Origin of the sequence: Chryseobacterium piperi (assembly GCF_002285635.2) — a bacterium.
GTDB lineage: Bacteria > Bacteroidota > Bacteroidia > Flavobacteriales > Weeksellaceae > Chryseobacterium > Chryseobacterium piperi.
In genome coordinates this window covers 2,407,296-2,430,669 of sequence record NZ_CP023049.2, presented here as the reverse complement: position 1 = coordinate 2,430,669, position 23,374 = coordinate 2,407,296, and the positions used below count along the sequence as shown (strand labels likewise).

Below are 23,374 nucleotides of genomic sequence, written 5' to 3'. Positions count from 1 at the left end.
ATTATATGTTCCAGTTTTTTTTATCATCAATATCACCGATAAGATATTTGTCAGTTTCCAAGCAACTATAACCCGCCTGCAAACCTAGATCCACCTGCCCTGCTGCTGTAAGATGTACACCGTCCCAGGTGAGATTTGGATATGTGATAATTTTCGCTTGTTTATTAAAGGCTATATATTCATCTTTTGCAGTAGCAACATTTGCTGAATACATTTTGTTTTGAGGATTAACCTGTGCAAGAATGATATTGGTTGATACTTTGATCAATTTATCTTCCATTCGATCGGAAATAAGCTTCTTTAATGCTCCGAGGTAATAAGCTTGCGAATTATTCATATCCGACTCTCCCTGTATCCATACAAAAGCAATATCATTAACGCTTATATTTCTATCTTTCAGCCATTGATTCGCTGCTGATTTTCTGGGCAATAATCTGGACGTATAAAATGAACTTCCTTTTTGAAAATAGGCGATTGCCTGGCCGTTTTCACAATGTTTATCAATATATAGATTGCCAAATTTATGAGTTTGCAACCACGTTAAAGCTATTCCGATTTCTACTCCAAACCAATCTATTTCTGACGGCTGGAAGTATCCAGTGTTGTTTGTCTTTAGTTTTAGATTTTCATATGAATTGGTGTTAGGATTCCATATAAAGACACGAGAAAAGGCTTTTAACCAATCAAAAGACACGGAAGAAAACGGAGATTGTGTTAAAAGATCGTTGGTTGTTCCGTACCCATAAGCATTACTTTGGCCTTCAATAGAGATACGGCAGTTAAAACTTGTAGTTCCAATCTTGTAAATTTCATTGTTAATATAATTTATAACAGCATTTTCAGCTGCCGCCGCACCTTTTTCTTCTGTTGAAAAAAATTTAATTTCATTATTATTTGTTGCGGGAAATGAGGCGTAAATGAAATAACTATAAGAAACATACTTATACGAAGAAACATCAAAAGTGTAAGTATCCAACTGACCGGAAGGTGTTCCCATAGCCCCTACTAATACGTCTATTGCACCGTCGTCTTTTATGCCTAACAAATTAGCACCTATATTGCCTCCAAATCTCACCACTTTTAGTTCAATCTTTGTGATTTTTTTTGTGGATGAATTTAATGGTATATTTTTCCACGAAAAATATGCTGCGGAATTGTCAGGTGAAATTGTATTGTTTTTTAAGAGTTGGCCCGTTGTGTCTGATCCCACTCCAAATATATTTTTATCAGTATCCGAGGCTTTGTATACTTTTTCTAAAACATCTTGACCAGAAATAAAATATTTTAATACAGCCAAAGTCTTATCATATCTTTTCGCTATTTGTTCACCACTTTGTGCTTCAGTTGTAGATGTTGCGTTGAAAGTTGGAGATACGTTTACTCCAACTTTTTTAATCCATAAAGGCGAGATTCCAGGAACATCACTAGATGTCACATTTTGAGAAGCTTCATAAATTGCATTGTCTTGTGATCTTATAACTTGTTTACCTGAAGTATATGAAATAGGCAGCCATGTGTCGATCTTATTTTCCGATTTTGGTAACTGTATTTCTGATTTAGTCCAAACACTCCCATTGAAATAAGCTTCATTAATCTTACCACTTTCACCTTTTATAGTTGTTGGATTTCCGTTATTATCAACTGCAGGTGTTAGATTTATATAATCACCAATCTCTAATAATTTGTATAATCCTTTTGCCCAACCACTGGTTGGTGGTGTATTAGCAATTTTCAAATAGTCTTTATATCCAGATGAAACTGCTTCTACTTTTGAACCTATTAATTGAAAAGAATCTCTGATATCTTTAGCAGTAATTCTTTTTTGTCTGTTATCAGGCAGCTTTATTCCAATTAAAGCTAAAATATCTTGTATAGTCATAATTTATTATATATCAAAGTCATCGGAGAAGTCATCAGAAAACCCACCTTTTAAAATGTTTATAACACACTTACAAACAAGTTTATAATAATCATAATAGCTCATTAGTCATCGTATATATTTAATCCCCATCCAACATTAACAGTTGAGGTTTTTACCTCATAATCTCTACAGCCGCCAGGGCACTCTTTTTTGTACAAGGGAAAATGATTTTTATTTCTACAAAGCCATTCATGCATTGCAATAAAAAGCGGGTTTATTCTTTCTAAGACCGCATTATCCATTTTGAATTTTACGTCTTTAGCACTCCCACTTGCTGATCCGGCAGTACTTCCTATAGAATTAGGGTTTTTGAACTGCTGCCCTGCATTAGTAGTTTCAAGCCAACTAGGAACAATAGACATTGCATCAACACATTCTGCGGTAATTTTCCATAAATACAGTCTCCAAAGTTTATTATACCAGTCATTTGTAATAAATTCTAATGAGTTAATAATTTTACCAACCTTCAGAAGCTGGTCAGGAAATTCTGTATTGTCTTGAGAGTAATCATCTTTAATTTTTTGTAAAAGATCATCTTTATTTAGTGCAGTTACTTCAATATTTTTCTTATTGATGAAATCCTCATAAAATTCATACCCCAATTCAGATTTAATCCAACGTTCTTCAGCAACGATAATATTTTGTAAAATCAGTCTTTCTCCTTCACTACCGTCAGAGGGAGAATGGAATTTGACTTCATCTGGAGTAATCAAAGTATTTCTACCTGTATTATTTATCCTGTACATTTTTTTGTGTTTTCTGATTAGTTGAAATGATTACAGATCCTTCATTATTAGGTAAAGGATCCTTACCTAATATTTGGCGTCCTTCATCTACAGTAAGAATTGCATTAGAATCGATATCACCAGCGAAACTTTCTGGAACTACAGGAATGAAAGAAAATTCTTTTTCGCTCCAATTAGTACCCATCCAATCATCATATATCTCAAAAAATGGGATAATGAAATCTTCAATGATAACTTCCCTAGTAGGTTCAATAACTGTTTTATTTTTGATATCAAAAATGGTTCGTACGTAAGCATTCCCGCCATTTCCTATTCCCTTACTTATGTTCTGTCCGAATAGTGCTGCATCCCAATTATTAGCGCTAATTATCTTTTGTTCAACTTTTTCATCCATTGCTAAGAAGTCACCATCTGTCTGTTTTTTCATATCATGAATTACTGCGGTACCTTGTTTATTAGAAACAAATGCATAACGACCTCTCTTACCATCACCGGTATGTTGAGCTGTGATTTTTCTTGCGACTTTATTTAACTCATCATCTGTGTGGTTCCCTTCAAGCACTACGAGACCTCCGATCACAAGGTTGTTTTCAAAGTTGTCAATATTATACCTGGCTGCTTTGTATTCTAAGATCTGTTGAGGTAAAGAAGCAACGTTCTCTGGCATTCCATAGTAGTCATAACCAGGCATTTCATTTTTAATATGAATTAGGCAGTGTTCTGTTCCTTGAGTAGGGTGAATGTACCAGTTAGTATCTTCCCCATCATATATAGGAAGTTCAATTGCGTCTTTTTCAACATCAATTGACCAGTCGTCTTTTATATTTCTAAATTTTTTTGAAATATAAACGCTTTGAGAAACATCATTTTCGTCAGCTTCAGACAATCTACACTCAAGGAATTTTCGAGGAAAAGCCATCACTTTCTTTGTCTCTCCAACTTTGGATCTAATAATCTCAATGAAATCGTTTCCTACCCTAAAGTATTTATTAAATAGTCCATCAAGTACTTTACCCATACTTTGACGCTTGTTATTGATACGCTTTTGAAGGTCTTTAAAAGCCTTTAATTCTGAATCTGTAGCATCTTTTAGAGTTAACCTGTAAATTCCAGTGATATTGACCACCTAATTCCTGATTAAATTGACCACTAAGAATGAAGTTAAAGGAGAGTTTGAGAAGAAGTGAAAAAAAATCATTTCATAATAACTTAAATTAATTAGTAACACGACAAGTTTTGTCGTTACCCTTATCTACATTTGGATAAAATAAATTATATGAAAAAAAGAACTTAATTAAAGGTCTTGATTTATTGAAATGTCAAAAAAATCTTTAAGCTCGATTTTTAAAGCTGTACAAAGAACAATGGCAGTCTTAAAGGTGATGTTGGTTCTGCCATTTTCAATTCTGGAAATAGCAGTTTTCTCCAAATCACATAGAGAAGCCAAGTCAGTCAAAGAATACCCATTGGATTCTCTGATGCTTTTAAGCCTCTCTCCCAGATTCTTTTGATAGGATGTAAATTTGTTAGGGTCTATTGACATTGATGTCAATATTATCTTTTATATTTGCTCAGTGGGTAAACATTAATGTTTACGGTGATGGGAAACCGTTTTTACTTTTGTAGAAATTTTTGTAAAATTGCTACCACCAAAACGCACAAATTATTAATATCTATGATGAAAAAATTACAGCTTTTGCCTTTGCTGTGTATAAGTATTTATGGATTGGGACAGATTCCAAATTTCCCTACTTCCCAAGCTTCTGCACCAAGCAATCTGGGTAACTTTTCAAATCCAAATTACGGAAGTGAAGCAAGGTCTGTTGCTCCCTCTGTTCCTCATGGTGGCTTATCCAATCAAAGGAGCTCACAGATTCAGCAGCAGAATGCAAAAATGATGGAAGAAGACTTTAGAAAGGTGGCTCAGGAAGAGGAGCTCAGAAATAAACAGGAGAACTATTACAGACAACAAGCCTTAGAAGATTCTTATTATAACCTCCCCTCATTTTCAGGAAAGGCAGGCACACAATCTTATTATGATGCTTACAATCAATTAGCCTCACTCAATACTGACAATTACTCTATAAGTGAAGCCAATTTCATTGTGGAGAATGCTTTTTACGGGAATAAACAAAATTACAATCAGTTTAAATCTGGAATTCAGAAAACAGCAAAACAGCTCTTACAGAAAATGAAAGAGAGAAAGCAGGATACTGAAAGCAATACAGATAAAAACTTGATGATTTTTGAATACCTGTCTAAAGGAATGAAGCTGGGAGGAGTTCAGCATAAAGCTGTCAAGTATGATTTTGAAGATTATATGGGTGCAAAGGATTGGAGCAAAATGTTTGTTTCCAAACTCCTTAAAACAGGCTCTGGACAATGTCACTCCATGCCTTTGTATTATTTGATGCTGGCAGAGGAAATGAATGCAGAATCTTATTTAGCCTTTGCTCCAAACCATACTTATGTGAAGTTTAAGGATGAAGAGGGGGAATGGCAAAATGCAGAGCTTACCAATGGAATATTTACTACAAGCTCTATGATTCTGGAATCAGGCTATATAAAATCAGAAGCTTTGCAGAATGATATTTATATGAAGGAGCAAAGCAAAAAAGAGCTATTAGCCCAGTTCTATGCAGATTTAGCCAATGGTTATGCCCACAAATACGGAATGGATGAATTTGTAGGAAAGACTTTAAACAAGGCACTGGAATACTCACCCAAAAACATTTATGCAAATCTCCTAAAATCAACTTTTCAACAGGCTAAACTGGAATATGTAGCAGGGCAATTAGGTATTAAAAACCTTGAAAATTCTGAGGAACTACAAAACATTAGATTTTATCCAAGAGCATTGACTCTATTACAGGAAACAAAAGCCCAATTTAATAATATTGACAATTTAGGTTATGTTTCTATGCCTGAGGGTGCTTATGAAGAGTGGTTAGGAAATATGAAAGGTGAAGCCAACAGGCAGAAAAGTGAAGCTCTTGCTGAAAGAATGAAACAGATTAATGCTGAAAAGCAAAAGCAGAAACAACAGGAAGTTTTAAGAAAAGCTCAGGAACAAAAGAAAAAAGAATCTCAGCAGTCTAACGAGAAAGCCCAGTATTTCCCAATAGACCCAAAACATTTATAACAGCAATGAAAAAATATTTCTCTCATAAAACTATATACCTTTTATCTGTGTTGCTTCTATGGCTTGGTACAGGAACGGTTAGGGCACAAAGCAACCAATTTTATAACGATGCTTATCAAACTATTGATAATATGCTTAATGACAAACAGCAATACAGTTTCAAAGAGGCTGTTTTTAGTGTAGAAAATGCTTACTATCAAGGTAAGTTAGATACAGACAAGTTGAACCGAGAAATAGCCTTTCTAAAGAGTTTTGCAAATAATATTGTTCAGAGCAGAGATTTGACCTATAAACAGTCAGATAAGGATAAAGTAAGTAAATATGCAGCAGTCTATTCTATCATGTGCCAGACTTTGCCAATTGCTATTAAAGATACCGTAATCCAGTACAAACCTTTCAATTATGATTTTGAGGATGTATTTGGTCATAAAGATATTACTAACTTATTTGTATCTAAACTTCTGGCTACTAAAAAAGGAAACTGTAATTCTATGCCATACCTATATAAGATACTGGCAGAGGAATTGGGTGTTGAGGCTAATCTGGCATTAGCACCAAACCACGTTTATATCAAACATCAAATTAAATCGGATGGTTGGTATAATACAGAGCTTACAAGTGGCATATTTCCTCAGGATTCGTGGTTGATGGCATCAGGTTATATCCATTTGGATGCTATCAAAAATGGAGTGTTTATGAAAGCCCTGAACAGCAAAGAAAGCCTTGCTCTATGTCTATTTGATTTAGCGCAGGCATATAATAGAAATTTCCCTGATAATGATGGAGAATTTGTATTAAAAACGATAAACAGAGCAATAGAGATTTATCCAAACTTTGCCAAAGCCTTAATTCTGAAAGCCGAAACACACAAAGCACAGTTTGAAAAGCTGATGGATAAACAGAATTTGAGTTCCACTAATCCTGAAAACATTAAAAAGGCTCAACAGGACCCAAAAGCCAAAGAACTCATGGAGCTTATGACAAAGGAATATGGGCATATTTATGACATCGGATATAGACAAATGCCAGAGGAAATGTATTTAGACTGGCTTGTTTCTCTAAGAACAGAGAGAGAGAAATATGAGAATAAAAAATTAATGAATAACTTTACGAAATAACAAATGACAATGAAAAGAATTATACTTACTGGCTTTGTACTTCTGGCAGGAATTACACAAGCTCAAGTCAAGAACCCCCAAGCTAAGCCAAAAGCTGAAAAGAAATGGGTAAATCCTGTTAAACTAACTAAAGAAGAGAGAAAGAGACCTTATATGGATGAGGTTTTGAAAACCAGAGATTCCATTACTCCTGAAGAAGCTGAAAGAAGAAGGAAAAATATTGCTATTGGAAATCCTTTTAAAGACCGTGGTTATTATCCTAAAATTGCCACACTGAGCAAAGGGAAATACTTAGAATTCCATGATATGGATGCTGTTGTTAATATTGGTTCTGTAAAATACAATCGAAAAACCAAGGAGATAACAGAGTTCAGAGAAATAGATTTGAGTGACCCAGATGCACAGCCTTATTTAGATACAGCAGGTAGATGGTTTTCACCAGACCCTTTAAGTGAAGAGTTTAGAAGATGGTCTCCTTATAATTATGCTATGAATAATCCTTTAAGGTTTATTGACCCTGATGGAAGGCAGGCAACGGATATTTATAAATTAGATAAATCTGGTAATCTCACTTGGATGGCAGAGTCTAAAACTGATGTTATATATGCTGAGAAAAACTTTGATAAGAATGGAAATCTTAATGCTAACAATGATGGAGGTGTTGAAGTTGGTGAGAAAGGCTACATAGCTAAAAACTCTGTTTCAGAGCAAGTAACAGCAGAAATCTTTGGAAGCCTTAAAACTGTTACTTATGATTATATTAAATTTGGAGGTAATACTGAAAAAGCTCAAAATGTTTTTGATTATTTATCTTCTAATTCAAATGTTGAATTTAATAGAAATTTATTTACCAATTCTAAGAGTCTGTTTAAATTTTATTCAGTAATAATTTTATGGCGGATAATTTGACCATGTTTTCAGAGGATTCCATTAAGAGTTCATAATTTCTGCATAATCTTCTATCGTTATCAAACCAAGCAAATGTACGCTCTATAATCCATCGTTTATGAATTGGCTCAAACCCTTTTACTTTTTTGTCACTCCGCATTACGATCTGAATGATATAATTAAACTTAATTCTTATTTCCTCAATAATCTCTCCTCTATAACCTCCGTCCGCCAGGATTACCTGAAGCGGAATTAGTAAATATCGCAGTGTTTTGATCAGTAACAATGCAGCCTTACTGTCATGAACATTGGCTACACTTACCATTACGGCTAACAAAAAACCATTTTTGTCTACCACAACGTGTCTCTTGATTCCTTTTATTTTTTTACCTCCGTCAAAGCCATTGAGTGAACGGTTATTTCCCCAACGAACACTTTGACTGTCAATAATTCCTAAACTTGCCTGCGCTTTCTGACCCCTGTTTCGTCGTACTTCCTCTCTCAATTTTGATAATAATAAATCGAAAATCTCCAGATTTGACCATTTTGAATAATAGTAATAAACCAATTGCCATTTGGGAAAATCATGAGGTAAAAGTCTCCATTGACAGCCTGTTTTTACTAAATAACTGATAGCATTCCAAATGACAACCAAATCATATTTTCGTTTTCTGTCATCAAAATCTAATGCTTTTTTTATAAATTGCCACTGAGTTTGGGTTAAGTCTGTTGGATACATTGATGTTTTTTTCTTTTGCAACTCTAAAATGACAATTTTTATGCAACTTTTAACCCTTACTATTTTTTATTATTACTTTTTTAAACAGGCTCTAAAAATGATAATTTTAGTTTTGTAGGAACAGCACATCTTGAGGATATGGTTCCTCTTGTAAAATTAGGAGCCAACTTAGTTGAAAGTGAACATAGTCATCCCGACCCTTTTACCTTTTGGCCAAGTGGTTTTAATGTTAACTATTTTAAGGATACAGGAAATTTCACTTACAGTAAGGGACTACCTACAGGTGATATTAAAGCTGCTGGTAACAATCCTGCAACCAAATTTATCCTATATTCACCATATTATAAAGATGGGGCACTTAGAATACGTTTTGACAGTGAAAAAATTATTTCAATAACTAATGAAGGAAAATTAAATAGATGAAAAACCTAATATTACTTATATGCTTTACTTTATTGAATTCATGTAAAGCTCAAACAAAGATTAATACAATCTATGATAAAAATTTAATTCAAAATCTAACAAATCAATTTTCTAAACATATAAATACAGATTCCTATAAATCTACTTTTGCAATATATTTCCAAGAAATGCCTTTAGTAACAGAAGTTGAAAATAGCATTTCTAATCAAAACAAATATGAAGGTTTTACAGTAACTATTTATAAATTTCAGAATGAATATCAAATAAATGAATTTGTAAAAAACTTCAATGTTTACAAGACAAGAAGTAACATATTCTGTATATTTAACAAGGATAGTAAAGCTGATTTCTTAAAATCCATAAAAATAAATAAGGTTTCAGAATCACACTCTACTGATTCTAATAACTATTATGACCCTAAAACATGGATATTGAATTTTGACTCAAATGGCAAATTAGAAAAATGCTATCCATATGACTGTAATATTAAGCCTTAATACTTTAATTGATAACCAGATGTAGAATCCTTCAAAATTGACCATCTCAATCCTGAGCAAATGATCAGTTGATTCCTGAGCAAATTGACCCCCAAAAAAAAGTCAGAAAACGTGTCTTGAATAACTTAGCCAAAAAATACCAAATGGCTAACAAAAGAATAGACATGTTGAACATTAAACAATTATTACGATTATACACCCAGGGGGTAAGTAAATTGCGGATAAGCAAACAACTGGGTATCTCACGCAATACTGCTAAAAAGTATATCAGCCTGTTCCATGAACACCAGCTTACATATGACGAGCTGATAGAGCTGAGTGATGAAGATTTAGATGATTTATTCGAGACTCCGCCAACCGATATAAGGGATAAGGCCAATATTAAAAAACAACTTGAATCGTTGTTTCCTTACATATCCAAAGAACTAAAACGTGTTGGGGTCACCCGTTATCTGCTATGGGAAGAATACATAGATAAATACCCTTCAGGCTACCAATATTCCCGCTTTTGCCATCATTACCGGGAATGGTGTAAAAAGGTGAACCCTTCCATGCATATTGAACATAAGGCTGGGGATAAACTTTTTGTGGATTATACAGGAAAAAAACTTCACATTATTAATAAAGAAACAGGAGAACAACAGGAAGTTGAGGTCTTCGTATCCATACTTGGAGCCAGTGGCATGACCTTCGTAGAAGCTACAAGAACCCAGGGGAAAGAAGATTTTCTTGGAAGTCTTACCAAAACCCTGCATTATTATGGAGGAGTTCCCGCAGCTATTGTTACCGATAACCTGCGTACAGCCGTAAAAAAGAGCCATAAGTACGAACCTGTCATCACTGATTCTCTTCTGGATTTTGCTTCCCACTATAGCACTACAATACTTCCTACGCGTACCTATCATCCCAAGGATAAGGCTTTGGTTGAAAATGCGGTACGCATTGTGTATACCCGCATTTTTGCTCCATTGCGTAAAGATCACTTCTTTAGCCTGGAAGCATTGAACAAAGCTATAGAAAACCTGCTGGAAGGATATAATGAAGCTCCCATGAAAAGAAAGAAGTATTCCAGGGCTGATGTTTTCCGTGAGGTTGAAAGACATGCATTATCCCCACTACCAGCTATGATGTACCAGCTCAAGCATTCTGCACGTGCTACCGTTCATAAGACCAGCCATGTATATTTAAGTAAAGACCAGCATTATTACAGTGTTCCGTTCAGCTATATTGGTAAAAAAGTAAACATTATTTTTAGTAAAAATACAGTCGAGATTTACTATGACCAGCGCAGAATAGCATTCCATAACAGAATCCTGGCTAAATATCAGTATACGACTGTAAAAGAACATATGCCTTCATCTTATCAGTTTATGACTGAATGGAATCCCTCCCGGTTTATCTCTTGGGGAAGGTCTGTCGGGGAATATTGTGAGCAGTACATCATCAAAATCCTGGAAAAGAAACAGCATCCTGAGCAGTCCTATAAAACCTGCCTGGGAATCCTTTCATTATCAAAAAAGATCGGCAACATAAGACTTGACAATGCCTGTAAAAGAGCGTTGGGATATGAAAAATACAGCCTTGCCATGATTAAAAGTATTCTGGAAAGAGGGCTGGATAATCTAACCGATGACGATGCATTTTTTGAAGAAAAGAAACTGCCTAAACACAAAAACATAAGGGGCGGAAAATACTATCAGTAACATCTACAATCATTAACAATTAAATCATTAATACAAAACCTATGAATCAGGCAACATTAGAAAAAATGAAACATTTAAAGCTCCACGGGATGCACAGGGCGTTTTCCACAACAATGGAAACAGGAAGTATCTCCTATACCAATGATGAACTTATAGCCTACTTGATTGAATCCGAGTATGACGACAGGGAAAGCAGAAAGGTAGAAAGATTGATTACCACAGCTAAGTTCAGATACAGGACATTTATGGAAGAGATTACGGCCTCTTCTTCCAGAAATATTGATAAGAATACTATTGGAAGATTATCTTCCTGCGATTTTATATCACAGAAACAGAATATTCTTATTACAGGCAGTACAGGAGTTGGAAAAAGTTTTATCGCAACTGCCATTGGATACAAAGCCTGTACAATGGGATATAAAGTCATGTACTTCAGCATCAACAAACTCTTCTCAAAGCTTAAGATGGCTAAGGCAGACGGATCTTACCTTAAAGAGATAGACCGAATAGAAAAGCAGGATCTTATTATCCTTGATGATTTTGGATTACAATCCCTGGATAATCTTAAACGTCAGGATTTTATGGAGATTATAGAAGACAGACACGGAAAACGTTCCACTATTATTGCTTCGCAACTGCCTGTAAGTGCCTGGCATGAAGTCATTGCGGAACAAACAATAGCCGATGCAATACTTGACAGAATGGTTCACAACTCCCTGAGAATAGACCTTAAAGGAGAATCGATGAGAAGAAAAAAAGCTGATCAGAAAATCAGCTCAGAGTAAAGATTTATTTTATATTTTTAAACCATCTTTTAGACACCTTTTTTGACTTCATTCTTAGTGGTCAATTTAATCAGGAATTAGGTGGTCAATATCACTGGAATTTACAGACACCATCAATACAGTGTTATTGTGGTGTTATGTATGAGTTATAAAAATTAACAAACTTTAGTATTTAGTCGACTAAAATAATTTTATGAGAAACCGAAGAAGGTTCTCTTCGTGTAAGGTAGTTTTTGATACTGTCATCTTTTGGAAAAGCCAACTTGCCCCTCCATTTAAACATAAAATGTTGTTGTATGAATTTCCTTGATATGGATTTAGTGGTTAATATTATTCCTTCTTCATGCATTTGTCTGAAAAAATAGATAACAGAATTAGCAGAACATGAAAATACTATAGGTTCTTTAATATCACCACCTTTTAAAAGTTTTATCAAATTGTCTTTTGAATTATTATCAAGAGTGTTTACTATAAGAGAGCTGATAAATCTATCCAAATATTTTTCCTGAATTTTTGGGCTAAATTTTGGTTCTTTACTTTCAGTACTGAAATCCGTATTATTAGTTGACTCTTTTACTGGTTTATCAGAAGGTAATATCAATGAAACATTTTTAAAAACCATTAATCTCATTTGAGATTTTATTAGATTGTCGTTGTCTCCAAAAGTTTTTTTATTAGATAAGCAATTAGCAACATAAAAATTTCTTTCATTAAATGTTCTAAGAGCCCTCATGAAACTACAATCCCATAATGGATTGGGTTCAATGTCCAAATTTAACCCATTAGAATGCTCAATTCCTATTTTACCTATTCTTTCAAAATTACGATAGGCTTCTTCCTGCCATGCATTAGCCTTTTCACTTGCTCTAGCTTTGTTAGCTTCTATAAGTTCAATTATATCAATATTGATTAATTCCTGTAACTGTACTAAGAAATTATCAAGAGGTGAGTTTTGTCGATATGCTTCATGAAATAACTTAGTGAAGCTAAAAATGGTAATAAGCTTTTTCAATAGAATGATTTTGTTGTCTCTTACAAAATAAGTAAATTTGTTGAAACAAAAAGGGATAGATTTATTAAAAGTGTACTCTATAGTGTCCACTGTTATAAATTTCATTTTGTATGTAATTGATAATCTATTTATTAGAAATACAAGCATGTAGTCCAGGTGGGACCACAGAAAAGCACTCTTTTGAGTGCTTTTTTTATTTCTATACTGTAGAACTTTATAATGAGTAAGGAGAAATAAAGAAGATTACCAATACCATCAACCGAGTTGTTATATTTTCATCATATTTGCTCCATTTCTGGTTTTTAAAATAGATTTTTATCATTAATTAGAGAAATATATTGATGGGATTTTTATAATAATAATCATTGTTACGGTAATTCTGTTTACTAAAATATTCATGATGAGTGACATGAGATGTCGTATTTAATAGTAAAATTTATTTTTTTTCTCTGTATTCAAAATTGCTATAAATTGTGTCAATTTTGAGATGATATTCTGACTTTTTTAATTGGTATAATCGAACCAAGGTTTGTTTTTTAGAGAACTTTAAATGGATATAATGGAATGCCTGAACTACTACGCTCAGGTGGATTGCAGGGTTTTTATTATGTTTTGATTGAATCAGTTTATAAATTATGGGTTGTTGATTTTATAATTTTTCTTTATAAATAATTCAAAAAATATAATATATGAATATCATATTTTTCGTTGCATTTTTTGAAAAAAAACAGCCAATATTTATTAATTGCAAAATTTTTTGGTACAGATATTGTTTTAATTATAACAATTACATCATTTTTCTACTTACGTAAGAACCAAAAATATATTATTCAAACGCTATCAAGAAACGGATAAGAGTTTCTGATATTTTAAATCATATTTAAAATAAATAGTGAATTTCAAAAAATTGTCGACTTTTTATACATTACTTTTACTGATGTAATTTAATGTCCTTATTATGTGAAGAGGTAGGTATTGAAACCATGTACTCTAAAAGGACAAAACACATAGTTATTACCTTATATTATATTTATATATAGGTCTATCTCATTTATTAAAGTACGAAATCTTACCGGCTTTGTCCGGTATGTATAATTCATTTTAAAATACAACAAGCTTAATGTAATCATACATTAAATTTTTTATTAATCCTTACAAAAATATTATGAAACAAACTATTAAAACTACTAATGATCGATCATTCATGGAGATTGTAAACCGTCTGTCTTGGACTTCAATTTTCGCAGGTGTTATTATTGCCGTTGCTGTTCAGTTATTACTGAATTTACTTGGGCTGGCTATTGGTCTGGGAAGCATTAATCCTTTGGAAGAAGCAAAACCTTTTAGTGGACTGGGTACGGGAGCTTTGATATGGTGGATTGTCACCATGTTGATTTCTTTATTTTGTGGTGGCTGGGTTGCAGGTTGGTTTTCCAACCAGGTTAATAAAACAGATTTAGCCCTACATGGCCTTATTACATGGTGTTTGCTTACCATTTTAAATATTTACATCATTACCGCTTCGGTAGGTAAAATTGTAGGTGGTGTGGGTTCTGTGATCAACAAAGGGTTTGATATTGCCGGTGAAGGTGTGAAAGCAGTAGCACCACAAGCGGGAGATATGATCAATGATCAGCTGAACATCAACGAAACTTCAATCGGGAAGTTAAAAACGGAGGCTGAAACATTGCTTAAACAAACCGATAAAAAACAATTGAGACCTGAAAATCTGGAAAGTAAATCAAAAGATGCTTCTGAAAAAGTAAAAGGGACTGCGAATTCCATTATGGAAAACCCTCAGGAGAGTCAGGCTAAACTTGACTCATTATTCTCAAAACTTTTCAAATCAGGAGATGCTACTTTTGAAGCTGTTGATCGTGATGCTCTAGCGAATATCGTGATGCACAGAACCGGAAAATCCAAAGCTGAATCTGAGCAGATTGTTGATAATTGGGTAAAGGTGACGAATGAAGCTAAAGCAAAAATTAAAGAAGTAAAAGAAGAAGCGGGACAAAAAGCAAAAGAAGTAGGAGAAGATGTAGCGTCAGGTCTTTCTAAATTTGCATTGTTTTCATTCTTCGGACTTTTATTGGGTGCTGTTAGTGCTGCTATTGGTGCAGGGATTGCCGGAAATAAGCAAAGAGCTACAGTAGTAGTCGTTGAAGATACTGAAGCATAGGTAAAAGGTGTTACTATAACAAGTACATCCATTACAACGTAAGATGGATTTTCTTAATCATAGAAAACCCGGAAATAAAGGAAGCTGCCTCATTAATGAGGTAGCTTCCTTGTTTTATTGACAGGTGGTTGCTCATTCTAATTTTAATTTTGGAGCTTATAAAGCTCTAAAATTAAATCTTCGTATGGCTATGGTCTTATTCGTGCATTCGTGGCTATTGTAATTCGAAAGCATTATGGCTATTTTTTAGCTACGAATACACAAATTTTTTCATTGCTTGGTAAAACATATATCATTTGCTAAATCTGTATGATCTGAGAGAAAAGCAAAAAGGAAACTCTCTATTATTTAATTTTTAAAACAGACTCTAAGATTGCGGTATTGTTTGGAGGGTTGTCTTAATTTAATGTATAAAATATTTAAATCACTAACTTTGTAGTTTCCAGTCGTTATGGTAAAACACTTACCAGATTACTGGAAACTGATATCAATTAAAATATAAGAATGTCAATAACCAACGAATCCGAATTAATCGGAATGCAAAAAGCAAGTGAGGCGGTTGCCTATACTTTAAAGGAAATGACTCGTTATGCTCAGCCAGGTATGACGACAAAAGATCTGGATGAGTACGGAGCAAAAATACTGGATGACTTTGGGGCTAAATCAGCGCCTTATCTCACTTATGGATTTCCAGGCTGGACCTGCATCAGCGTGGATAATGAATTTTGTCACGGTATTCCGACAGATCAACGGATTCTGAAGGAAGGAGATTTGATTAATATTGATGTTTCAGCAGAGCTGAATGGGTTCTGGGCTGATAACGGAGGTTCATTTATCATTGGAAAAGATATTAATCAGCATCAGAAATTAGTTGATGCTTCAAAGGATATTTTGGAAAAAGCGATCAATCATATCAAAGGAGGTGTAAAAATAGCAGATATCGGCTGGCTGATGGAAACGGAGGCGAAGAAAAGAGGGTTTAAGGTTATCAGAAACCTTGGTGGGCACGGTATCGGAAGGAGTCTGCATGAACAGCCGGATGAATTGATGAATTATAAAAATCGTTTTGATCACAGGAGATTCAGGAAAAATTCTGTGGTGGCTATTGAAACATTTATCTCCACTTCTTCCAGTATTGCTGTGGAATTGAAAGACGGATGGACTATGGTAGGTAATAAGGGCGGATACATGGCACAACATGAGCATACGATTATTGTGACTGATGGAAAACCAATTATTTTAACAGAAATGAATGGAATCTTAAATTAAGAATATTTCCAAAATAGGAATCAATAAAAAACCACTTACGGAAATGTAAGTGGTTTTTTATTGATTAAAAATAATGAGAGATAGTGAGCGGATTTTTGTTGTTTATTTTCATTGTTTTGATCTTATTTTTAGTAAAATTTAAATTGTAATTTGTGTTTTTATAAAAAAATAAATAATTTAATGTAGGTTGTATTTAGTTTAAAGCGTGTTTATTATGTGTTTTGTTAATTTTAATTCATTTTTTAATGATATATATTGCGGTATATTGAATAAAAATATATATTTGCCCGATTCTTAAAAAAACTATTTAATAATATATTTTTACCATGAAAAAAATCAGAACAAACATGAGAACAGTTTCTGTTTTGTTAACATTGAATTTATTTTTAGCATCTTGCTCTAGTGACATTGAAAATGCTATGGACAGCACTAATCACAATGAGAAAGTAGGCAAAGTAGCTAATGGAATGACCTCCAGAAGTGCTCAGGAGTATTCAGGCGAAGAATTGTTTAAATCGGTATTCTTCGGATACGGAGATTTTGCAAGAAATATTTCTTCTTATGATGCCATAGGGGAGGCGATCGCTGCAGCACCGGATGCTCAGCACAAAATTTTTAATGACAGATTTGAACAATTTGCAGCTAGTGTAAGCAAAGACAATCCTGAGTTTTTTGAGCGCTTTAAAAAAGAGGTTCTAAGTGGCGATAATGCACAGATTAAAAATGCTTTCCTTGAAGGTTCGGATAAAGTATACAACAATATTGAGATTATATCACCAGAGCTTAAACCTCTTCTTGATAAGTTTGAGAACGATGAGGATATTAAGAGCTTGAATGAAAGAGATCGTGAGATTACTCAGGAAGATATGGAAGTGATCAATGAGAAGTATGCTAGATTCCTTGCTGATAACTATGACATGGAAGTAGCAGGTTGTAGCTGGGCGGTAGTATGCGCAGCTTATTTTGCGTTAGCTGTTCATAATACAGTGGGTGCAACTGTTAATATCGCTGCTGTAGCTGCTGTTTACTTTAAAACTGCATTATGGGGTCCAAAATTGGATAGCTACAAGAAAGGGAAGAGCATAAGCATGATGGACAATGACTTATTGAAATTTGAAATGTTTATCCAAGAAATTGCAGATGCTTCAACAAAGTAAGAATAAGTTATCAGATTTTAAATACATCATTTTTTCTGTAATTATATCTCTTTTTGGCTTTAGTACAGTTTTTATTGTTTTTATTTCAAGTATCCCCTTTAACCCGGTTCAGTCCAATCTTGATTACGTTAAAGAAGTTTTAATGTATGCTCCTCAAGGATGGGCATTTTTTACCAGAGATTCAAGAGAGGAACAGGTTTACATTTACCGGATAGAGAACAATAAGTTAATGAAAATTGATCAGAGGCATGCCGATATAAAGAATTATATAGGTTTATCGCGGAAGGTATCAAAGCTGGGCCTTGAGGCAGATGTTCTTACTAATCTTATAGACAAGAAAAACTTTTCTGCAACCACATGGAATTATAATGAAAATCTTTTGGGAGAAATTCCCAAAAGATTTATCGAAATTAAAAATCCAATAGAAACTCCTGTTTTGTGTGGGGATTATGTAATTGTCTATCATTCTATAGTACCGTGGGCCTGGAGTAAATCCAAAAAGAAAATTAAAATGCCTGCAAGAGTTATTAAATTAAAAGTGAAATGTTGAAAATAAATGATATAGAAAATAAGCTTAGGTCTTTTTCTGCAAAGAATTCTCCATATACCAATGTTGTAGGATTTTCAAGAAGTTTAATGGCTTTAGGAACATTACTAACCCTTCTCATCAACCCTGTTGACACGATCTTCATCAAAAAAGTTTCCGGAGTCTTTATTGCTCCTATTCTTAAGAGTGATTTTTCCAGTAAAATCAGTTTTTTCTATCTGTTTGGTGAAAATCATTTAATGCTAATGAAGTGCTGTGCAATTGTATGTCTGGCATTGGTTATCAGTGGCTATTTTATTAAGATTACCTCACTGTTGCACTGGTGGATATCCTTTAGCTTTATCCATTCAGCAGCCATTATTGATGGGGGTGATCAGATAGCGAGCATTTTATCTTTTCTTTTAATTCCGGTTTGCTTTTTTGATAATAGAAAGAATCATTGGCAACATAAAAAAGAAGAAGCGAAAGTGACTAATCTGATATCGATATGCTTTATTTATATAATTCGCCTTCAGGTTGCGATCATCTATTTTCATGCGGCCGTAGGGAAATTTGATAATAATGAATGGGTAGACGGAACGGCGCTATATTATTGGCTTAATCATTCTCTTTTTGGAGTTCCGGCCTATCTGGATTTTATTAATTATTTTTTAAAGGATTCTTTTTTCGTAAGTGGATTAACGTATGGCGTGCTGATTCTGGAGCTATCATTGTTTTTAGGTTTATTTGCCAGTGAGCGATACCGGAAAACTGTTTTAGCGATAGCATTGGTTTTTCATTTTATGATTATCCTCTCTCATGGAATTTTTTCCTTTTTCTTCTCAATTAGTGCAGGCTTAATATTATATCTTTATCCTACCTATCGGGATTTTAGATTTAAAAATTTTAAGCGCCTCATGCTGGTATTCAATAGATCAAAAGTAAGTACGGCTGATTAATATTAAACGGCTTGTCTTTATACTGACTTGATCACCAGTTATAGTTAAAAATAAGAATATGAAAGTTTATAAGGCTAATAAAAAAGGATTTATATATATCATTATAATTTTTGTCTTGATTCCTGTAATAGGGTGTTATTTATCAGAAGATGATAGAATTCTTAACACTCTTATTTTAGCTATTCCTTTGTATTTGCTGCTGTGGATTTACTTTGATACCGGCTATAAAATCGAAGGGAATCGGTTATTTTATCGCTCAGGCTTTCTGAGGGGAAGCATAAATATTGATGATATAAGCCAAATCACTGTTGGAAAGACGATGTGGGCGGGAAATAAACCTGCTTTGGCAAAAAAAGGATTGATCATACAGTATCGATATGATACCATTTATATTGCCCCGGAAAGTAATGATGAATTAATTGCCGATCTGCTAAATCTCAATCCACAAATAAAAGTAAACGGTAACTATTAATTGTATCCGTATGAAAAATTTATTTAAGACCCTCTTCATACTGTTGCCAGTATTATTTTTTTCACAAGACAGAAAAGCTATTGGAAATACTTTTATTGAAGAGTTGTTTATTAAAAAAAATGCTGAAAAGGCATACTCTTTATTTAATGCTACAGTCTCAGGTCAGATTTCAACGGAAGGGCTGAAATCCATTGCTGAACAAATGCAGGGACAACTTGGTGCTTTCAGAAAAGTGATTGAAGTAAATAATGACAATGCTATTTATTACTACTATTCAGAATTTGAAAAATCTAAATTGGATATTCAAATCAGCTTTGATGGTGAGAATAAAATATCAGGTCTCTTTTTTGTTCCGCATAAAACATTTGAAAAAGATGATTTAAATTCTTTACATATAAAAAGTGACGGTATTGAGTTAAAAGGGACTCTTTTACAGCCTGTTCAGAACAATCAGAAGAAGCTGGTGATTTTTGTTCACGGTTCCGGTCCTCAGGACAGAGATGAAACAATTGGTGAAAATAAACCATTTAAGGATATTGCTGAATACCTCTTTAATAATGGGATTTCTTCCTACCGATATGATAAAAGAACATATTCGAATCCGGAAACGTTTAATGATCAGTCGACGGTAGAGCAGGAAACGATTAATGATGCTGTAAATGCTTCGGACTATTTTAAAAATAACAAAAACTTTAAAGATTACCAGATTATTATTTTAGGACACAGTCAAGGTGCTTATTTGATGCCTGAAATAGCTAAGAGAGCCCGTGCTTCGAAATATATTTTCATGTCCGGAAATGCAACACCACTACAAAACCTGATCGTTGAGCAATTTGAATATCTTCATAAAATCGATCCTACATCAGTTTCTGATCGGGATGTGTATAATATGAAAAAAGAAGTAGAGTTTTTGAATTCGGATAAATTTACGTTAAAAGCTTCAAACGAGGAACTTCCAATGGGGTGGTCAGTTACATATTGGAAATATCTTGTTGACTATAAACCGCTCGAAGCTGTACAATCCATAAAAGTTCCTATGTTTTTTGCACAAGGGGGAAGAGATTATCAGGTAACGGAAAAAGACTTTACACTTTGGAAGAATCAGTTGAAAAATAATAAGTCCGCCATGTTTAAATTTTATCCCGGCCTAAGCCATTTATTTATTAGCGGTTCAGGAATTCCTTCCCCGAAGGATTATGAGATAAAAGGAAATGTTGATCCTTTGTTTTTAACAGATCTAAAAAACTTCATTCTAAATTAATGTCGGAAATACCGAAACAGCGACGAAAAAACTGAAAGTAGGTAAAATTAAATAAAATAACCATGAAAAAAAGTACCATTTTATTTTCTGCTGTTTTAGCAGTGATTGTAGGCTCTTCATTCACACAAGCCAATTCAAGTAAACTTCAGGATCTGGATTTGAATACGACACCTAAAGGGAAGTTTCATTATTCCAAGGACATAAAGGGCTATAGGCAATATCTAAACCTTGTAATAGATGGAGTTTTAGCAACCGCTGAAGCAGGTGTGCTTGTTACAAAGAATTATGCGATCAATGCAACTACGAGTACAGGAGAGACAACAAAGCTTGAAAAACTAATTAAAACTTATAAGTAGGCTGCAATAATCTAAGGGGCAGAATGATAAAAATATTCTTGTCCGGAGGGTTGCTGAATTGCAAAATACTTATTTCAATTTTTTAAATAATATTAATATATAAAATACCGGACAGAGATCAAGATTCTGGTTCGGATAAAAATTAAATTAACCATGAAAAAAAGTACAATTTTATTTTCTGCAGCTTTAGCTGTAGTGGTAGGGTCTTCATTTACACAGGCGAACTCAAGCAGACTTGATGACCTGAATTCTCAAATGACCAATCAGGCTAATTCTGGGAATGTTAAAGAACTAAGAGGGTATAAAAGTACTATTGTACTAGGTTCTTCAGCAACAGCTTTTCCAGGAACTATAAATAATCAGGTTACAGTTGAAACGAATGCTCAGGTAATCATTGTGTCAGATCCCGGTACAGGAACCGGAAAGATGACAAAGCTTGAAAAGCTAATTAATACTTATAAATAATCAAAACCTTACAAGGATAACCGGGTATTGCAAATAGTATTGTTCTCAACACATACTTTCATGGGAGCTTGATTAGTATGAATTGGAAACAAAATGATCGTTTATTTTCAATATCAATGATATACCTACTATACTTTCCCGGATAATAGATTCTTTGTGAAAGAGATGTATTGTTCGGGAAATATTATGTTATAAAGATGTTTATAAAAAAATATGAATTCAATTTTACAGAAGAGAGTCTATTTAATCATTACTCTTTCAATAATATGTATAGTCCTGTTGTCAGCCGTAAAAACAACACTGGATAGTTTCTACAGTTATTATAAAGAATATGATAAAAATACTGCCATAAATAATACGATTAGTCATCTTTATGAAATGAAGCCCTTAAGAGTCTTTAACTCTTATACCGGTTTTGAAACCGGATATGGCTTTTTTGGAACTAATGTGTCAAGTGATTTTGTTATCATGTATGACCTTTGTGATAAGGACGGAAGAATATTTGATACTCAGAAATTTAAATTAAATACAAAAGAGGCGAGTATCAGGTTTACTTCTTTGAATAGACTATTTCTGGACAAACTTACGAATGAAAAGAATAAAATGTTTGATCAGTATGTGGATATCGTCCTAAAAGAAATATCAAAATATATTTATAATAAGTACGATGGTAAATACAATATACACCTCAAGGTTTATCTCTATCATTATCCGACATTAAAAGAATATTTACGGGGTAAAAACAAAACAGAACTCTATTTAACGAATGAAATGAAATACGTAAAATAATGGACAGAATTTTCTCTTTTTTTTTCACAAAGCAACAGAATAACTTTTGGCTGGTATTTTTCAGAGTTGCAATATCATTGCTGGTGATTGTTCATTTCCTGTCCATACTACCTGATTTTAATAATCTATATTCTATCAATGACGGAGTAATTGAATATAGGGTTTCTGATATTTACATACCGGATTACGTCATTAACCTTCCTAAAATGATCATGTTTTTTGATCAGATGGGTATTGATCCCGGCATAACAATTATATCTTTTAAAATCGCGTTTTTACTATTTGCTGGAATTCTATTATTGGGGTATCAACAGAATATGTCTGCACTCATCTTATTATTTTTACAAATTGCATTGGCTAAGAGTAATGTTTACTATACCTATGGTATTGATTACTTTACGAGTATTTCTCTTTTTTATCTTATTATTATTCCATCTAAAGTATCATCTTTAGCTTTGTCGCCTTTTAAAAGGCTATTTCAAATCCATATTTCTATCGTCTACTTTTTTGCAGGCTTTGATAAGATCATCGGGCTGAACTGGTGGAATGGAGAGAATATATGGAAAGCAATCAACCTTCCATTCGCAACGAATAACTATAATATTACTTTTTTAGGGGATTATCCTATTTTTCTAACAATTTGTGGATTGCTAACGGTTATTTTAGAGCTGGCTTATCCGCTTTTTGTATGGCAATCTAAAACTTCTAAATACTGGATATATTTAACGATACTGATGCATGTAGGAATTGCATTTATACTGAATCTATATTTTTTTAGTGCCATCATGATCATATGGAATCTGACTTTGATGTTTAGCTTTAATAATGAGGAAGCCTATGATGTCAGAAAACAGCTGGCGGGCAATAATTATTAAGATCTACATTATATACTTTTAAAAAGGCCATTTCTATGGCCTTTTTTCTTGTCAATGTCAAAGAATATTTCCTTTCTTTGTATGGTGAGTTA

At 33.6% G+C, this 23,374-nt stretch carries 24 protein-coding genes; 18 read left to right on the top strand and 6 right to left on the bottom strand.

The genetic code is table 11. The features are described 5' to 3' along the window. Nucleotide 1: 1 nt before the first annotated feature. The 4 genes from CJF12_RS10545 to CJF12_RS10530 all read right to left on the bottom strand — a co-directional run bounded on the left by CJF12_RS10545 (nucleotide 2) and on the right by CJF12_RS10530 (nucleotide 4,210). Nucleotides 2–1,879: a sialate O-acetylesterase gene (locus tag CJF12_RS10545; protein ID WP_034686453.1), complete on the bottom strand. Its 1,878-nt coding sequence runs from the start codon at nucleotides 1,877–1,879 to the stop codon at nucleotides 2–4. A 104-nt stretch (nucleotides 1,880–1,983) separates the two neighbouring features. Further along, nucleotides 1,984–2,667 carry a hypothetical protein gene (locus CJF12_RS10540; protein WP_034686451.1) on the bottom strand — a complete coding sequence of 228 codons (684 nt, stop codon included), beginning with the start codon at nucleotides 2,665–2,667 and terminating at the stop codon, nucleotides 1,984–1,986. After that, the gene (locus tag CJF12_RS10535; protein ID WP_034686450.1) at nucleotides 2,651–3,793 is read right to left on the bottom strand and encodes a phage portal family protein; all 1,143 of its coding nucleotides are present in this window, start codon (nucleotides 3,791–3,793) and stop codon (nucleotides 2,651–2,653) included. The genes CJF12_RS10540 and CJF12_RS10535 overlap by 17 nt, the downstream gene beginning before the upstream one ends. 168 nt (nucleotides 3,794–3,961) lie before the next feature. Continuing rightward, complete coding sequence (locus CJF12_RS10530) at nucleotides 3,962–4,210, bottom strand: helix-turn-helix domain-containing protein (protein ID WP_034686448.1); 249 nt, start codon at nucleotides 4,208–4,210, stop codon at nucleotides 3,962–3,964. A gap of 132 nt (nucleotides 4,211–4,342) precedes the next feature. Between CJF12_RS10530 and CJF12_RS10525 the strand changes: the two genes are divergently transcribed. The 3 genes from CJF12_RS10525 to CJF12_RS10515 are packed head-to-tail and all read left to right on the top strand — an operon-like array spanning nucleotide 4,343 to nucleotide 7,836. Further along, a complete protein-coding gene (locus CJF12_RS10525; protein WP_131329565.1) occupies nucleotides 4,343–5,809 on the top strand; it encodes a hypothetical protein in 1,467 nt (488 codons plus the stop codon). Between the two features lie 5 nt (nucleotides 5,810–5,814). Beyond that, nucleotides 5,815–6,927: a hypothetical protein gene (locus CJF12_RS10520; protein ID WP_034686446.1), complete on the top strand. Its 1,113-nt coding sequence runs from the start codon at nucleotides 5,815–5,817 to the stop codon at nucleotides 6,925–6,927. Between the two features lie 9 nt (nucleotides 6,928–6,936). Next, nucleotides 6,937–7,836: an RHS repeat domain-containing protein gene (locus tag CJF12_RS10515; RefSeq protein ID WP_051887358.1), complete on the top strand. Its 900-nt coding sequence runs from the start codon at nucleotides 6,937–6,939 to the stop codon at nucleotides 7,834–7,836. On the opposite strand, the gene CJF12_RS10510 is transcribed toward CJF12_RS10515, so the two are convergent. Beyond that, complete coding sequence (locus tag CJF12_RS10510) at nucleotides 7,796–8,554, bottom strand: IS5 family transposase (RefSeq protein WP_095591055.1); 759 nt, start codon at nucleotides 8,552–8,554, stop codon at nucleotides 7,796–7,798. The two genes, CJF12_RS10515 and CJF12_RS10510, sit on opposite strands and share 41 nt — an antisense overlap. Nucleotides 8,555–8,692: 138 nt before the next feature. On the opposite strand from CJF12_RS10510, the gene CJF12_RS10505 reads away from it, so the two are divergent. The 4 genes from CJF12_RS10505 (at nucleotide 8,693) to istB (ending at nucleotide 11,962) form a co-directional block, all read left to right on the top strand. Further along, nucleotides 8,693–8,977, top strand: coding sequence for a hypothetical protein (locus CJF12_RS10505; RefSeq protein WP_095591137.1), 285 nt, complete (start codon nucleotides 8,693–8,695; stop codon nucleotides 8,975–8,977). Next, a complete protein-coding gene (locus tag CJF12_RS10500) occupies nucleotides 8,974–9,474 on the top strand; it encodes a hypothetical protein (RefSeq protein ID WP_095591136.1) in 501 nt (166 codons plus the stop codon). The genes CJF12_RS10505 and CJF12_RS10500 overlap by 4 nt, the downstream gene beginning before the upstream one ends. Before the next feature lie 143 nt (nucleotides 9,475–9,617). After that, on the top strand, nucleotides 9,618–11,177 hold the full coding sequence (gene istA / locus CJF12_RS10495; RefSeq protein ID WP_034681614.1) for an IS21 family transposase: 1,560 nt from the start codon (nucleotides 9,618–9,620) through the stop codon (nucleotides 11,175–11,177). Nucleotides 11,178–11,218: 41 nt separating this feature from the next. Continuing rightward, nucleotides 11,219–11,962, top strand: coding sequence for an IS21-like element helper ATPase IstB (istB, locus tag CJF12_RS10490; protein ID WP_034681199.1), 744 nt, complete (start codon nucleotides 11,219–11,221; stop codon nucleotides 11,960–11,962). Nucleotides 11,963–12,134: 172 nt separating this feature from the next. Here the strand turns inward: istB and CJF12_RS10485 are convergent, their stop codons facing one another. Next, the gene (locus CJF12_RS10485) at nucleotides 12,135–12,974 is read right to left on the bottom strand and encodes a hypothetical protein (RefSeq protein WP_131329593.1); all 840 of its coding nucleotides are present in this window, start codon (nucleotides 12,972–12,974) and stop codon (nucleotides 12,135–12,137) included. A gap of 1,165 nt (nucleotides 12,975–14,139) precedes the next feature. Between CJF12_RS10485 and CJF12_RS10480 the strand changes: the two genes are divergently transcribed. From CJF12_RS10480 to CJF12_RS10430, 11 genes are all read left to right on the top strand, one after another. Continuing rightward, nucleotides 14,140–15,153 (top strand): hypothetical protein, encoded by a 1,014-nt coding sequence (locus CJF12_RS10480; protein ID WP_051887395.1) that lies wholly within the window; start codon nucleotides 14,140–14,142, stop codon nucleotides 15,151–15,153. Nucleotides 15,154–15,657: 504 nt separating this feature from the next. Then, nucleotides 15,658–16,422 carry a type I methionyl aminopeptidase gene (gene map / locus CJF12_RS10475; protein WP_034687596.1) on the top strand — a complete coding sequence of 255 codons (765 nt, stop codon included), beginning with the start codon at nucleotides 15,658–15,660 and terminating at the stop codon, nucleotides 16,420–16,422. 326 nt (nucleotides 16,423–16,748) lie between these two features. Then, nucleotides 16,749–17,579 (top strand): hypothetical protein, encoded by an 831-nt coding sequence (locus CJF12_RS10470; protein ID WP_034687594.1) that lies wholly within the window; start codon nucleotides 16,749–16,751, stop codon nucleotides 17,577–17,579. Further along, nucleotides 17,563–18,129 (top strand): SdpA family antimicrobial peptide system protein, encoded by a 567-nt coding sequence (locus CJF12_RS10465; RefSeq protein WP_034687592.1) that lies wholly within the window; start codon nucleotides 17,563–17,565, stop codon nucleotides 18,127–18,129. Before CJF12_RS10470 ends, CJF12_RS10465 begins: the two co-directional genes overlap by 17 nt. After that, nucleotides 18,123–19,064, top strand: a complete 942-nt coding sequence (locus CJF12_RS10460; RefSeq protein WP_034687591.1) for a sporulation-delaying protein SdpB family protein — start codon at nucleotides 18,123–18,125, stop codon at nucleotides 19,062–19,064. The genes CJF12_RS10465 and CJF12_RS10460 overlap by 7 nt, the downstream gene beginning before the upstream one ends. Nucleotides 19,065–19,122: 58 nt before the next feature. Next, nucleotides 19,123–19,536 (top strand): PH domain-containing protein, encoded by a 414-nt coding sequence (locus tag CJF12_RS10455; protein WP_034687589.1) that lies wholly within the window; start codon nucleotides 19,123–19,125, stop codon nucleotides 19,534–19,536. A 10-nt stretch (nucleotides 19,537–19,546) separates the two neighbouring features. Beyond that, a complete protein-coding gene (locus CJF12_RS10450; protein ID WP_095591132.1) occupies nucleotides 19,547–20,797 on the top strand; it encodes an alpha/beta hydrolase in 1,251 nt (416 codons plus the stop codon). Between the two features lie 62 nt (nucleotides 20,798–20,859). Beyond that, on the top strand, nucleotides 20,860–21,153 hold the full coding sequence (locus CJF12_RS10445; RefSeq protein ID WP_034687585.1) for a hypothetical protein: 294 nt from the start codon (nucleotides 20,860–20,862) through the stop codon (nucleotides 21,151–21,153). 153 nt (nucleotides 21,154–21,306) lie between these two features. After that, nucleotides 21,307–21,618, top strand: a complete 312-nt coding sequence (locus CJF12_RS10440; RefSeq protein ID WP_034687584.1) for a hypothetical protein — start codon at nucleotides 21,307–21,309, stop codon at nucleotides 21,616–21,618. A gap of 213 nt (nucleotides 21,619–21,831) precedes the next feature. Further along, nucleotides 21,832–22,407 (top strand): hypothetical protein, encoded by a 576-nt coding sequence (locus CJF12_RS10435; RefSeq protein WP_034687583.1) that lies wholly within the window; start codon nucleotides 21,832–21,834, stop codon nucleotides 22,405–22,407. Continuing rightward, nucleotides 22,407–23,282 (top strand): hypothetical protein, encoded by an 876-nt coding sequence (locus tag CJF12_RS10430; RefSeq protein WP_051887394.1) that lies wholly within the window; start codon nucleotides 22,407–22,409, stop codon nucleotides 23,280–23,282. The genes CJF12_RS10435 and CJF12_RS10430 overlap by 1 nt, the downstream gene beginning before the upstream one ends. The last annotated feature ends 92 nt before the right edge of the window (nucleotides 23,283–23,374 follow it).

Coding starts and splice junctions, on each gene's coding strand:
- CJF12_RS10545 (WP_034686453.1), bottom strand. CDS start 1,879: ATGACTATACAAGATATTTTAGCTTTAATTGGAATAAAGCTGCCTGAT.
- CJF12_RS10540 (WP_034686451.1), bottom strand. CDS start 2,667: ATGTACAGGATAAATAATACAGGTAGAAATACTTTGATTACTCCAGAT.
- CJF12_RS10530 (WP_034686448.1), bottom strand. CDS start 4,210: ATGTCAATAGACCCTAACAAATTTACATCCTATCAAAAGAATCTGGGA.
- CJF12_RS10525 (WP_131329565.1), top strand. CDS start 4,343: ATGATGAAAAAATTACAGCTTTTGCCTTTGCTGTGTATAAGTATTTAT.
- CJF12_RS10520 (WP_034686446.1), top strand. CDS start 5,815: ATGAAAAAATATTTCTCTCATAAAACTATATACCTTTTATCTGTGTTG.
- CJF12_RS10515 (WP_051887358.1), top strand. CDS start 6,937: ATGAAAAGAATTATACTTACTGGCTTTGTACTTCTGGCAGGAATTACA.
- CJF12_RS10510 (WP_095591055.1), bottom strand. CDS start 8,554: ATGTATCCAACAGACTTAACCCAAACTCAGTGGCAATTTATAAAAAAA.
- CJF12_RS10505 (WP_095591137.1), top strand. CDS start 8,693: ATGGTTCCTCTTGTAAAATTAGGAGCCAACTTAGTTGAAAGTGAACAT.
- CJF12_RS10500 (WP_095591136.1), top strand. CDS start 8,974: ATGAAAAACCTAATATTACTTATATGCTTTACTTTATTGAATTCATGT.
- istA (WP_034681614.1), top strand. CDS start 9,618: ATGGCTAACAAAAGAATAGACATGTTGAACATTAAACAATTATTACGA.
- istB (WP_034681199.1), top strand. CDS start 11,219: ATGAATCAGGCAACATTAGAAAAAATGAAACATTTAAAGCTCCACGGG.
- CJF12_RS10480 (WP_051887395.1), top strand. CDS start 14,140: ATGAAACAAACTATTAAAACTACTAATGATCGATCATTCATGGAGATT.
- map (WP_034687596.1), top strand. CDS start 15,658: ATGTCAATAACCAACGAATCCGAATTAATCGGAATGCAAAAAGCAAGT.
- CJF12_RS10470 (WP_034687594.1), top strand. CDS start 16,749: ATGAAAAAAATCAGAACAAACATGAGAACAGTTTCTGTTTTGTTAACA.
- CJF12_RS10465 (WP_034687592.1), top strand. CDS start 17,563: ATGCTTCAACAAAGTAAGAATAAGTTATCAGATTTTAAATACATCATT.
- CJF12_RS10460 (WP_034687591.1), top strand. CDS start 18,123: ATGTTGAAAATAAATGATATAGAAAATAAGCTTAGGTCTTTTTCTGCA.
- CJF12_RS10455 (WP_034687589.1), top strand. CDS start 19,123: ATGAAAGTTTATAAGGCTAATAAAAAAGGATTTATATATATCATTATA.
- CJF12_RS10450 (WP_095591132.1), top strand. CDS start 19,547: ATGAAAAATTTATTTAAGACCCTCTTCATACTGTTGCCAGTATTATTT.
- CJF12_RS10445 (WP_034687585.1), top strand. CDS start 20,860: ATGAAAAAAAGTACCATTTTATTTTCTGCTGTTTTAGCAGTGATTGTA.
- CJF12_RS10440 (WP_034687584.1), top strand. CDS start 21,307: ATGAAAAAAAGTACAATTTTATTTTCTGCAGCTTTAGCTGTAGTGGTA.
- CJF12_RS10435 (WP_034687583.1), top strand. CDS start 21,832: ATGAATTCAATTTTACAGAAGAGAGTCTATTTAATCATTACTCTTTCA.
- CJF12_RS10430 (WP_051887394.1), top strand. CDS start 22,407: ATGGACAGAATTTTCTCTTTTTTTTTCACAAAGCAACAGAATAACTTT.